At 64.8% G+C, this 11252-nt stretch carries 10 protein-coding genes and 2 pseudogenes; 7 read left to right on the top strand and 5 right to left on the bottom strand.

Translation table 11 applies throughout. The annotated features are described in order from the left end of the window. Positions 1-527: 527 nt before the first annotated feature. The 3 genes from H537_RS55665 to H537_RS0115680 all read right to left on the bottom strand — a co-directional run bounded on the left by H537_RS55665 (position 528) and on the right by H537_RS0115680 (position 2340). Positions 528-797 (bottom strand): tyrosine-type recombinase/integrase, encoded by a 270-nt coding sequence (locus H537_RS55665; RefSeq protein ID WP_084150704.1) that lies wholly within the window; start codon positions 795-797, stop codon positions 528-530. Beyond that, positions 784-1056 (bottom strand): hypothetical protein, encoded by a 273-nt coding sequence (locus H537_RS55660; RefSeq protein WP_028998664.1) that lies wholly within the window; start codon positions 1054-1056, stop codon positions 784-786. Before H537_RS55660 ends, H537_RS55665 begins: the two co-directional genes overlap by 14 nt. Positions 1057-1905: 849 nt before the next feature. Further along, complete coding sequence (locus H537_RS0115680; protein ID WP_028998663.1) at positions 1906-2340, bottom strand: DoxX family protein; 435 nt, start codon at positions 2338-2340, stop codon at positions 1906-1908. 136 nt (positions 2341-2476) lie between these two features. On the opposite strand from H537_RS0115680, the gene H537_RS0115675 reads away from it, so the two are divergent. The 5 genes from H537_RS0115675 (at position 2477) to H537_RS0115660 (ending at position 5978) form a co-directional block, all read left to right on the top strand. Beyond that, positions 2477-3379: a LysR family transcriptional regulator gene (locus H537_RS0115675; protein WP_028998662.1), complete on the top strand. Its 903-nt coding sequence runs from the start codon at positions 2477-2479 to the stop codon at positions 3377-3379. Positions 3380-3511: 132 nt separating this feature from the next. Then, positions 3512-4111, top strand: a complete 600-nt coding sequence (gene wrbA / locus H537_RS0115670; RefSeq protein ID WP_028998661.1) for an NAD(P)H:quinone oxidoreductase — start codon at positions 3512-3514, stop codon at positions 4109-4111. Between the two features lie 107 nt (positions 4112-4218). Continuing rightward, positions 4219-4848 carry an SDR family NAD(P)-dependent oxidoreductase gene (locus tag H537_RS43345; protein ID WP_211235019.1) on the top strand — a complete coding sequence of 210 codons (630 nt, stop codon included), beginning with the start codon at positions 4219-4221 and terminating at the stop codon, positions 4846-4848. Next, positions 4785-4961, top strand: coding sequence for an SDR family oxidoreductase (locus tag H537_RS56780; RefSeq protein ID WP_375136326.1), 177 nt, complete (start codon positions 4785-4787; stop codon positions 4959-4961). The genes H537_RS43345 and H537_RS56780 overlap by 64 nt, the downstream gene beginning before the upstream one ends. A gap of 63 nt (positions 4962-5024) precedes the next feature. Next, a complete protein-coding gene (locus H537_RS0115660; protein ID WP_028998660.1) occupies positions 5025-5978 on the top strand; it encodes a quinone oxidoreductase family protein in 954 nt (317 codons plus the stop codon). A gap of 18 nt (positions 5979-5996) precedes the next feature. Here H537_RS0115660 and H537_RS56775 read toward each other — a convergent pair. After that, a pseudogene (locus H537_RS56775) lies at positions 5997-6488 on the bottom strand (AraC family transcriptional regulator); the annotation flags it as partial. Between the two features lie 291 nt (positions 6489-6779). Beyond that, a pseudogene (locus H537_RS51145) lies at positions 6780-8298 on the bottom strand (ISNCY family transposase). Between the two features lie 73 nt (positions 8299-8371). Between H537_RS51145 and H537_RS43340 the strand changes: the two are divergent. Then, positions 8372-10279, top strand: coding sequence for an AMP-binding protein (locus H537_RS43340; protein WP_169517012.1), 1908 nt, complete (start codon positions 8372-8374; stop codon positions 10277-10279). Further along, positions 10279-10941: a TetR/AcrR family transcriptional regulator gene (locus H537_RS43335; RefSeq protein WP_084150702.1), complete on the top strand. Its 663-nt coding sequence runs from the start codon at positions 10279-10281 to the stop codon at positions 10939-10941. The genes H537_RS43340 and H537_RS43335 overlap by 1 nt, the downstream gene beginning before the upstream one ends. Positions 10942-11252: the final 311 nt, after the last annotated feature.

Genomic DNA, 11252 nt, shown 5'->3' with positions numbered 1-11252 from the left:
ATGCTCGGCATAGTGCGTCAAGGTGAAGTTGACCTGACTCGATAACAGGAACTGACAGTAGTCCACGCGGGATGGATTCATGTCGCCGCCTAGTGAAAGACAAAACTATGATCTATGCTTTCAAGAAGTTCAAGTTGAAATTAATTCATGGGATTTCTATGATTTTCTATCAAACTTTTGCGTAAGTCCTAACTATATTGAATCTACGGCCGGACAGAAATCGAAGGCCACCGCGCCGGACGGTCTCCCGGCTCAATCCGCATCCTTACACCGGGCCAGCTTCCCGGTATTCCTTGGAGCAGCACATGGATCTGTCTGAACAAACTTAGATGGCTGAAGCCGTCACGCGGGTACAGGGCCGGGAAATCAGCGTTGCACTGAAGAGTTTGCAGCGCGACCCGCTCTTCTGATTACTACTCACTGTGAGGCGGCGTTATCGCCTTAATAAATCAGTCTTTTTGGCAACTCACACTTTTCGGCAGTAACCCATCCATCGCTCTACCGCTTGAAACCAAGGATTTTGCCGGCTACCGAGTTTTGCTGCCAGAAAACGCAACCCTAAACTGCTTGGCGCGGCGCTCGTCGTCGGTATGCAGATACAGCGACGTAGTGGACACCGACGCGTGCCGGAGGTTATCGCGCACCGTGGGCAGGCCGGCGCCGGACTCAAGCGCATGCGAGGCATGGCTGTGGTGCAGCCAGTGCGGTGAGGCACGACGCAGCTTTCCGGCCAGCGCTGGATGACAACGTCGATCACAGTGTCCGCCGTAGCAAAGAAGCGCTTCATGGCTGCCCACAACCCCTGGCGGTGATGCCGACCTCGCCGTCGAGGCTGCCCGGCAGCGGCGTGCGCAGCTCCCACTTCATCGGGCTTACGGGCAGCCCGCGCTGCATCAGGTAGCTTTCCAGCGCGCCGCGCGTGATGAGGAGCAACACGACCTTGCCGACCACGTGCAGCCAGGCATCCCCGCAGGCGGCAGTTTCGACGTTGCCCAGCGTCGCGCCCACAATCTCGCCTACCCGCAGTCCGGAGCAGAAATCCATCACGAAGCGCATACGCTGCGCCGAGCGCGGCCCCCACCCGTAGGACTATTCGATCCCGTTGGCAACCGTGCGGACCAAGTTCCACTCGGTGCCGGAAAGCCCGCGCATCGTGTCCAGCCCGGCTGCTCGCATGCCGCGCACGGCTGATGCCGGCGAAGGGACTGGCCAGCACGTAGCGCTTGTCGATGAGCCACCCCAACACAGCGCTTAGCACCGATAGTGCGTCGGTCGTGGAGCGCGCCGCGGCGGGGGCGATCCAGCGCAAGCGCGGTGCCGGATGCATCAGGAACGCCCGGTAGGCCAAGGCGTACTCGGTGGTGAGCGACGACAACGCCACGCCGCTCTCGACGACGACCCAGAATAGCAGGCGCTCAGCCAACCTCCTTGCGACACGCGCGTTGCGTGGCCTGCGCCTCGTGCAATGCAAGTCACGACTGCACGGCTTCGTAGTCTTTGTCGGCCCGCAGCGAGCCCTCACCGATGAGAGGCTGCGGCACGGAAGTGCTTCGCAGCACCTTGACGGCCTACGCGATGGCGCGCCGCGGCAGCGCCCTTGCGCGCTGTGCCCGTGAGGAGTCGCACCAGGTCCTCGCGCTGCCGGCTGGCCGCAAAGGTGGCCAGCTACCGGCGGATGTGGTTGCTCACGGAGCGGACTTGGTCCACGTTGACTGAACACAGCACGTTACGCAATGCGGTGTCGAGCGCGTCGCTGCGGGTGCTTTCCTCATCAAGCTGCTGCCGCTGAAGCGTACGCTATCCGGATGCAATGCGTCTCAGGTGAGAGCAAGAGCAATACGCCCTGCTCGTGCCCTGTGCCGGACTGGTTGAAACCGTATTGGCTTGGCGACGAGTGTGCTGCTTTCAGACCGCGACGGACGCGGCCGGGGATTGACGATTGGCCTTGGCATCCAGACTTAACCGCCCGGGGCCGAACGCCGCAAGCTGCAGCAAGCCACCCGCCATGGCGAGGTTCTTGAGGAAGTGAAAGAGCTGGTTTTGATCACCCACCGCGTTGTGAAACAGCAGCGCCGAGGTGACGGAAAAGCCAGCCAGGGCGATTGCTGCCCAGCGCGTGCGCCAGCCCAGGGTCAGCAGCAGGCCACCGAGCAACTCGGCGAGCAGTGCCACGCCGTAGGCCAGTGCAGGCACCGGCAGTCCCACGGAGGCGATGTAGCCAATGGTGCCGGCTGGGTCAGCCACCTTGCCGGCGGCGCTGACCAGGAAGATCGCAGCCATCAACGTCCGTGCGGACAGGGCTGCGGCATCTGTGGTGGCTTGGAACGAAGCTTGATTCATGGTGCTCTCCGATGGAGTTGGGATGGGCGCTCTGCGCTGGTGCTTTTGGCTGCAACGCATGGCGCTAACCATAGGCAGTGGACAACCTTCGGGGAAGCCTCTATGTTCCGATGTAATCCATCCTCACAAGCGATAGATGCTCGACGGCGTTTCCCTGGACCAGCTGCGAACCTTCATCGCCGCGGCCGAAGAAGGCAGCTTCTCGGCGGCCGGCCGCCGGCTGCGCCGGGCGCAGTCGGTGGTGAGCCAGACACTGGCCAACCTTGAGGCGCAGTTGCGCGTGCAGCTGTTTGACCGCAGCCGTCGCTACCCGGTCCTCACCGAGGCCGGCCAGGCCCTGCTGGGTGAGGCCAAGACCATCGTCTTCGGCATGGACGCATTCAAGGCCCGTGCGCGCACGCTCTCTGAGGGCCTGGAGCCGGAGCTCTCCGTTGTCGTCGACGTCATGGTGCCCATGGCTTCGCTGACGGACGCAGTGGGCGCGTTTCGCACCGCCTTTGCGGGCACGCCGTTGCGGCTGTACGTCGAGGCGCTGGGCGCCGTGGCCAAGCCGGTGATGGATGGCGGCTGCCGCATCGGCGTGATGGGTTCCATGCCGGTGGTGCCGGAATGCCTGGACGCCGAGCCGTTGTTCGATGTCCCCATGGTGACGGTCGTAGCCCCGCAGCATCCGCTGGCCCACCAGACAGGCCGTATTCCCAACCGTGAGCTGCAGCGGCATGTACAGCTCGTGCTCACCGACCGCACCGCGTTGACCAGCGGCAGCAGCTTCGGCGTGTACTCGCCGCTGGTGTGGCGGCTGGCGGACCTGGGCGCTAAGCACGCCTTCCTGCGCGCGGGCTTCGGCTGGGGGCACATGCCGCTGGCCATGGTGGAGAGCGATCTGCAGGGGGGCCAGCTCGTGGCGCTGCGGTTGCAGCAGCACCAGCCTCACACACCGCCCATTGCCATGTCGGCCATCTACCGCAAGGACGCACCGCCTGGTCCTGCAGGCTGCTGGTTCATCGAGCGGCTGCGCTCGGGCATCAGCCCCGGCTGAGCTTAACCCACAGCGATTGATCCATCGTTCGAGACGATGGATCCCATCGAATCAAAACAGCTTCCGCCGATGGGAGGGTGTGCCTAACCTTGGCTCCATCGATTCCTGACCAACACCACGAAGGAGCCCGTCATGCCCAAGGTCCTGGTTCTCTACTACTCATCGTACGGCCACATGGAGGCGATGGCTGGCGCCATAGCCGAAGGCGCGCGCTCAATCGGCGCTACCGTGGATGTCAAGCGCGTGCCGGAAACCGTGCCGCAGGACGTCGCCGCGAAGTCGCACTTCAAGCTGGAGCAAAACGCCCCGGTGGCCACGGTGGCCGAACTCGAGCATTACGACGCAATCGTCGTGGGCTCGCCCACGCGCTATGGACGCATGGCGTCGCAGATGGCGGCCTTCCTGGACCAGACCGGTGGGCTGTGGGCGCGCGGAGCACTCAACGGCAAGGTGGGTGCGGCCTTCACTTCCACGGCTACGCAGCACGGTGGCCAGGAGACGACGCTGTTTTCCATCATCACCAACCTGCTGCACTTCGGGATGATGGTGGTGGGACTGCCGTACAGCTACCAGGGCCAGATGACGCTGGACGAAGTCGTGGGCGGTGCGCCTTACGGCGCCACCACCATCGCCGGTGGAGACGGCTCGCGCCAGCCCAGCGCCATTGACCTTGCCGGCGCCCGCCACCAGGGCGAACTGGTGGCTCGCACCGCCGCCAAGCTGTTGGGCTGAAGCGCACGGCCCGACGCGGCAGGCGCTCCGGGCTACTTCTTCCTTGCATCGATCGCCCGGCCGTGCCTGGGCCGGGGCGCGAGCGTCCCGTCAACTGGAGAGCTGTCATGAACCTCAACGACTTCCAGGGCCGCGTGGCCCTGGTGACCGGTGCCGCATCCGGCATAGGGCGCGAGGCCGCCCGAGGCTTTGCCCAACGTGGCGCCCTGGTGTACGCGGCGGATTTCAACAAGGCAGGCGTGAACGAGACGCGCGACCTCATCATGGAGTTGGGCGGGCGCGCCGCCGCCGTGTGCGCTGACGAGAGCGACGAGGCCGACGTGGCCGCGCTGCTGGCGCGCATTGGCCGCGAGGCCGGCCGTCTGGACGTGGCCTTCAACAACGCCGGCATCACTGGCCAGGCTCACCGGGTGGAGGACTATCCCACCTCGGACTTCGACCAGGTAGTGCGCGTCAACCTGCGCAGCGTGTTTCTCGGCATGAAGCAGGAGCTGCCGCTCATGCGCCGCACGGGCGCCGGGGCCATCGTCAACACGGCGTCGGTGACAGCACTCACCGGACCTGGCGGCATGAGTGCCTATGCCGCCTCCAAGCACGGCGTGCACGGCCTCACCCGCGTGGCGGCCATGGAGAACGCCGTCCACCAGATCCGCATCAACGCGCTGGCACCAGGGTGGACCCACACCCATGTGTGGCACAGGCCAGCGCCCAGAACCCGGGCTTCGCCAAGCTGGTGACCTCAACCATCCCAGCCCGCCGTGGGGCACAGCCGGAGGAAGTCGCCGCGGCGGCGCTGTGGTTGGCCTCCGATGCGGCTAGCTATGTCATGGGCCCAGCTGCTCGTCGTTGATGGCGGCATGACCATTGGCGGCTTCGAAATTTGAACGTCTTTCCCTTACAGGAGCACCACACCATGAATACCGTCATCCGTTTCCACCGCTACGGCGATGCCTCCGTCCTGGAGATCGAGAACGAAGCGCTCGGCGCGCCCGGCCCGGGCCAGGTGCGCTTGGCGCAGCACGCCATCGGCGTCAACTTCATCGACACGCTGTTTCGCCAAGGCCTCTTCGCGGTGCCCTTGCCAGCGGTGGCTGGTGTTGAAGGAGCCGGTATTGTCGAAGCGGTGGGTGTAGGGGTGAACGGGTTTGCCGTCGGTGACCGGGTGGCGTACTTCCTGGCCCCAGGCAGCTATGCCCAGCGCCGCTTGGTCGAGGCCGATGCGCTGGTAAAGGTATCCGACGACATCCCGCTGGAGGAGGTAGCGGCCTTCCTGACCAAAGGGCTCACCGCCTGGGCAGGACTGCACGGGTATCACCAGCTTGGCGCCGGGCAGACCGTGCTGGTGCAAGGTGCCTCCAGCGGCGTGGGGCAGTTCCTGGGGCGCTGGGCCAGGGCGCTGGGTGCCACGGTGATCGGCACCGCCGGCTCGCAGGCCAAGCAGGCAGCGTTGCTTGGGGACATCGACCATGTGCTGCCTTCAGATGCCCCCGACCTGGCACAGCGTGTGCGAGCCCTGGTGCCCGGTGGGGTGGACGTGGTCTACGAGTTCATCGGGCGCGCTACCTTTGCCGCCACGGCCGCCTCGGTGCGCGATGGTGGGACCATCGTCAACATCGGAGCAGCTTCGGGTGCACCGGAGATTGATGCGGACGAGTTGGCCAGACGTGGCGTGCGCCTCACCGGCGGACCAATGGCGCCCCACGTGCAGGCATCGCAGGGTCGGGCGATTACTGAGGTCTTCGAGGCGTACCGCAGTGGGCTGCTCCACACCGGCAATGTCACCCGCTATCGGCTTACGCAGGCCCGACAGGCGCACGAGGACATCGCCTCGCGACTGAAGGCCGGTGCCATCGTGCTGCTGCCTTGAGAGGTGGACCTGGATGTCTTCTGGGGCGTCCAGTAGCCTTACGAGCCGCAAAACCGCATCAAGAAGTCCCGCTGTAGCGGGCGCCACGGCAATCGCGCATGGTGCATGTTGTCGGCGGTTGAACTTTTTCAGGCCTATGGCTGTTGCAAGTTCGGCCAACTCTCGAACGTCGTACTCAAGGTGAATGCCCAAAGTGGGAGGCGCAGCAGGTTCGACGACGTCGCGGTCCGCCAGAGGCAGCGGATGCGTCACCACAAGGTACTCGCTCGGCCGCTGGACATAGACTTTCATTCCGACCAACAGTCGACGCCTCCCCTGTACTAGAAACTGCAACGCAGGCTCACAAGAATTGTGTCTGGCCTCGGGAGAGGATGACGATTTGACAAGAGCCAAGCGCGGGATGGCAGTCTGATAGACACCCTCTTCGACAGCATGCCGTTCAATACACGCGGCAAGCTCTGCCCGCCGTAGCAGGGCCTGAAGCGCCCCATCCTGGCGCTGTGGCGGCATCAGAGGCGCGGTGGTGTCTGACATAGCGCCAGCTTACGCGCGCCTGCCCCCCGCAAGCAGCGCTTACCCAGTCATGCGGCGCGCCAGGCATGCATCTCGGAGGATTGGGCAAGTGGCGACTTCACAGGCGCTTCGAACCTGGATTCACGACCGCGGCTTTGCAGAATCAGGCAACTGTGCAAGCCGATTCGGCTACCAGGCCCAGCACCCGATTTCTAGACTTTTTCCCATGCAATCCACCAACTGCTGGAGAGATGTGATGTAGCAAAGGACTTTCGTCTACGTTTTTTTCTAGGACGGCAAAGTGAGCTGATCGGCCAACTGCTCCAGGACAGCCAGGTACTGCTCGGGATTGCGGCGAAATCGCGTGCGCTGCACGCGGGTATTGCGACGCCGCTCCAGTTGTGCCTGTAACTCCCTCCAGTGGGTGCGGTTGGCACATGCAAGCTCGCGTGCCGTGACCAAGCCCCTCGTGTGGCAGTGGCCGCTGGCAGTCGCACTGCACCGCGCAACACCGTGGCAGGACTGGCGGCCTTGCGACCCGTGGTGCGCCGCTCGTGATAGCGGTACGAGCCGAATAGCTGTTCGAGAGCGTTGTTGGTGCGCGGCAGTTCGGCGTTGTCATAGCAGTGGAACAGTCCCGCATGCCAGCGACGCGCCACGTGCGCGAAGCGCTCCAGCGCCGGGGCCAGCGTGCCCGCGTGATGCCCGTGGCGGCTCATGGCCCCGAGCAGTCCATCGAAGCGCCGCTGCACCACTCGGGCACTGGCGCCGTCCTCATTGCCCAGGATGTGAGCGGCCTTGTGCACCCAGTGCCAGGCGTAGATCACGTCGGGCCACAGCGCTGCGCTGCGTTGCAGCGCGCGCTCAAGTAGCCCCTGCAGCTTTGTCAGCGGTGCCGGGCACCGCGTCCGCCTTTTTGCACCACCCGCTGCAAGCTCTGGCTGACGGCTTCAAGCCGCTGCTTCAGGCGCAGCCCGTCAGCATCCAGCGGCGGGTGGCCGTCGTCGGTGATCGCGCTGCGCACCGCCGAGCAGTAGCCGCGCACGACTTGAGCCTCGGTGTCGTCGCGCCCTTGGACCGAGCGCTCGATAGGACGCACGCCCCGGACTTGTGCCTTCAGCAGCTTCTTGGCGTGGCGGTCGGCTTCGAACACCGGCAGCGCCGCATCGCGCAGGAAGTGGAACTGGCACAGCTGGTGCGGCACCCCGGGCAGTTCCTGCGCCACCGCCCGTCGGATCGTGTCCTGCCCGTCACTGATGACGCCCACCACCGGTATCTTGCCCAGCGGCTGCAGCGCCTGGCGCAGCAACCGGGCCAAGTCCTCACACGTGCTGGAGAGCAGGCTGCGCGCGAGCAGTACCTGGCTGGAGAGGCAGTCTCGTAGTACCCACAGCACTTCGTGCCCCACGTCGGGCTGCAGCCCGTCGAGCGCCAGCACCACGCGGCCCTGGGCTGCGAGTTCCTGGCGCAGCCGCGCGCTGTCGCCCAACGCGGTGGCCAGCAACTCGTCGTAGCGGTCCACCAGGTTCGTCACGCTGCGCTCGCAAATGCCCACGCCCCGCGCCACTAGCGCCGCGTGGATCTCCGGCACGCTGCGATGCTCCTGGTAGCGCAGCGCGCCCACCAGCGCCAGCACATCCAAGCCAAACTCGTGCTGGGGCAGTACCAGTGCGCCTTCGGCTTCGGGACGGTAGGGTCGGTGGTAGTGCTCGCACGATGAGTTCTCGCAACACGAGATCCTCATGCGCAATCCCAGCATGCCGCCCAGCGTCACCACCGTGCGGCGGTTCTCGTAGCGCCAGTGCAGCCGTTCACCGCACGCCGGGCACTCCTGCCTCAGCACCGTCAGCAGCTGAACTTGCCCAGGCGATCCTCTGATGATGAGCCGCGCCATCGCCTACCTCCGCGTGGCAGCAAACAACTCCTCTGGGACGCTTCAGCCCTCAGCAAGTTCTGCCGTCCTAGTTTTTTTGCGCCTGCAGTTTCTGGCTGCCTTGTTCGCTGGCGAGCGCACCGCCGGCGGCGAGTCCCCCGGCACCCGACGTGAAGTCGCTTGCTTTGCCCTGATTTACCCACATGTCTCGTCGCTTTCCCTATCTACCAAACAAACGTTTGCTGCTAGACTGACCTGCGACGTTGCCGCGGTGTGCGGCCGTTGCATGCCCCGCAGACCAAGACCAGACCGAGACATACCTATGGCCAATCTGCCACCGCTTCCCGACTCGCTACATCGACTGCTGGAAATCCGCGCTGCCGAATCGCCGATGCGCCCGTTCGTGCGCTTTGGCGACCGCTGGTGGACCTACGGCGATATAGAGCGCCACGCCAGCGCGCTGGCCGCCTCTCTGCGCGAGCTGGGGGTACAGCCTGGCCAGCACGTGGTGGTGATGATGCCCAGCTCGCCGTTGTACTTGGCGCTGTGGTTTGCGCTGTCCAAGTTGGGGGCGGTCGAAGTGCCGGTCAACGGTGCTTACCGTGGCGAAGTGCTGACCCACATCCTGCGCACAGCCCAGCCTACGTTGGCGCTGGTGCACGCCGAGCACCGCACGGTGTTCGATCAGGCATCCACCGGCCTGCTGGCGCCGGACCGTGTGCTGGACACGCTCGATCCACGGCTGGCCGCAGCACCGCCCGATAATGGGGACTTTGGCACCGTTGTATCTCCCGGCGTGGACGTCGATAGCGCGTTGCCGGCGTGCATCATCTTCACTTCCGGCACCACCGGGTTGTCCAAGGGCGTAGTAGTCAGCCACCGGCATCTGCTGAGCTTTGGCTTCTTCTTCAGTGACATCGTGCACTTCTCGCCCAACGACACGGCATACAACTTCCTGCCTTTCTTCCACGTGGCTGCGAAGTTCGAAACCATCGGCGCCATGCTGCACGGGGGACGCATGATGCTGCGGCCGATCTTCAGCCTATCGGGTTTCTGGCCCGACGTGCGCGCCAGCGGCGCCACGCTGTGCATAGCGGTGGGCGGACTGTGCCATCTGCTCAACAGCGCGCCACTGCGACCCGACGACGCCGACAACCCGCTGCGGCTGATCTACGCCGTGCCGGTGCCGTGGGAGTTCAAGGATGCCTTCGAGCAGCGATTCGGCCTTGAGCTGGTGGAGGGCTACGGCAGCACCGAGGCCAACCTGTCCGTGTACACCCGGCTGGGCGAGGCGACGCCACGCGGCTCCTGCGGCCGCGCCAGCGAGCATTTCGAGGTCACTCTGCAGGACGAGCAGGGCACCGTGCTACCGCCTGGCGAAGCTGGCGAAATCTGTATCCGATCCCGCCATGCAAACACCATGATGAGCGGCTACCTGGGCCTCCCAGACAAGACCGCCGAGGCGACGAAGGGCGGCTGGTTTCATTCCGGCGACCGCGCCACGATGGACGCTCAAGGCTACTTCTACTTCCTGGACCGCACCAAGGACGCCATCCGCCGGCGAGGCGAGAACGTTTCGTCCTTCGAGGTGGAGCGCTCGCTGGCAGCCCATCCCGAAGTGGCGGAGGTAGCCGTCATCCCGGTCAAAGCCGAGGTGGGCGAGGACGAGATCAAGGCAGTGGTGGTGCGCAAGCCCAGTGCCACGCTGACTCACGAGGTCTTGCTACGCTTTGCTGCCGAAGCCATGCCGTACTTCATGGTGCCGCGCTACATCGAGTTCCGTGACGAGTTGCCGCGCACCGAGACCATGAAAGTGCGCAAGGTCACGCTGCGCGAGCAAGGCATAACGCCCGAAACCTGGGACGCCGAGAGCGCCGGCCTGCGCGTGACCCGTCGCGGCATCGAGCGTCTCTAATGCGGCCAACGACCGTGAGCGTTGCCAGCAAGCGGGCGCAGCAGCCAGCGGCGCGCAGGCGACGCGATCACGGCCGGCCCATCGATCCCATCGGCCGCCATGCGCTGCTTGACGCGGCACGGCAGCAGTTTGCCAAGGCGGGCTACGACGGCACCACCATGCGCGACATCGCTGCCGTCAGCGGCATGCTGGCCGGCTCGATCTACTACTACTTCGACTCCAAGGAAGCGCTGTTCTTGGCCGTGCACGAGCATGCCATCGAGCACATTTGTGCCAGTGTGCTGCGCTCGATGGCCGAGGCGATCGATCCGTGGACACGGCTACAGTGCGCAGCCCAGGGCTACTTGGAAAGCATGCTGCTCGAGCCAGAGTACGCCAGCATCATCGTCAGTGAGTCGCCTTTCACCCACGCAGAGGCGTTGCGCGAAGGGCTGATCGCTCACCGCCGCCGCTTTGAGGCACTGTTCACCGACTTGGTGGCTGCGCTGCCGCTGCGTGAGGACGTGGACCGGCGCTACGTGCGTTTGGCCATTCTGGGCATGCTGGCCTGGAGCTACATCTGGTACCGCAGCAGTGGCAAGGATTCGCCGCGCGTCATTGCAGACAAGTTGGTGCACCTGCTCAAGGACGCCACCGACGTGCCGCGCGAGACCGCAGGCTGATACCGGGGTCGCGCGAAGTCTGCGATTTCACCGACTGCGTTCGAGGGTCGGCCGCGACGACAAAATGCCTGTCCAGCTTCGAAGGCGGTGGACAGGATGACAACCGTGTAGCGATCACGTCAGGTCCGCATGGGGTTGGACATGCTGCCCGCACCGTCGTGGAGATGCAGGCAGCAGTCAAACACTCATGCTGTCTCGCTACTGCGAATGAAGTAATGGTCTTGCCCCCGTAGTCCCGGACACGGACTATGCGCAGGTTAACGCCTGGTCGATCGGTCGGTCCTGACGTTGTTCGCTCGATTGCCGCCGGT

Origin of the sequence: Azohydromonas australica DSM 1124 (genome assembly GCF_000430725.1) — a bacterium.
Taxonomy (GTDB): Bacteria; Pseudomonadota; Gammaproteobacteria; order Burkholderiales; family Burkholderiaceae_C; genus Azohydromonas; species Azohydromonas australica.
Note: the sequence above shows the minus strand (reverse complement) of the source record. Positions and strands in the feature narration are given on the sequence as shown.

Coding starts and splice junctions, on each gene's coding strand:
- H537_RS55660 (WP_028998664.1), bottom strand. CDS start 1,056: ATGCGCTTCGTGATGGATTTCTGCTCCGGACTGCGGGTAGGCGAGATT.
- H537_RS0115680 (WP_028998663.1), bottom strand. CDS start 2,340: ATGAATCAAGCTTCGTTCCAAGCCACCACAGATGCCGCAGCCCTGTCC.
- H537_RS0115675 (WP_028998662.1), top strand. CDS start 2,477: ATGCTCGACGGCGTTTCCCTGGACCAGCTGCGAACCTTCATCGCCGCG.
- wrbA (WP_028998661.1), top strand. CDS start 3,512: ATGCCCAAGGTCCTGGTTCTCTACTACTCATCGTACGGCCACATGGAG.
- H537_RS43345 (WP_211235019.1), top strand. CDS start 4,219: ATGAACCTCAACGACTTCCAGGGCCGCGTGGCCCTGGTGACCGGTGCC.
- H537_RS0115660 (WP_028998660.1), top strand. CDS start 5,025: ATGAATACCGTCATCCGTTTCCACCGCTACGGCGATGCCTCCGTCCTG.
- H537_RS43340 (WP_169517012.1), top strand. CDS start 8,372: ATGAGCCGCGCCATCGCCTACCTCCGCGTGGCAGCAAACAACTCCTCT.
- H537_RS43335 (WP_084150702.1), top strand. CDS start 10,279: ATGCGGCCAACGACCGTGAGCGTTGCCAGCAAGCGGGCGCAGCAGCCA.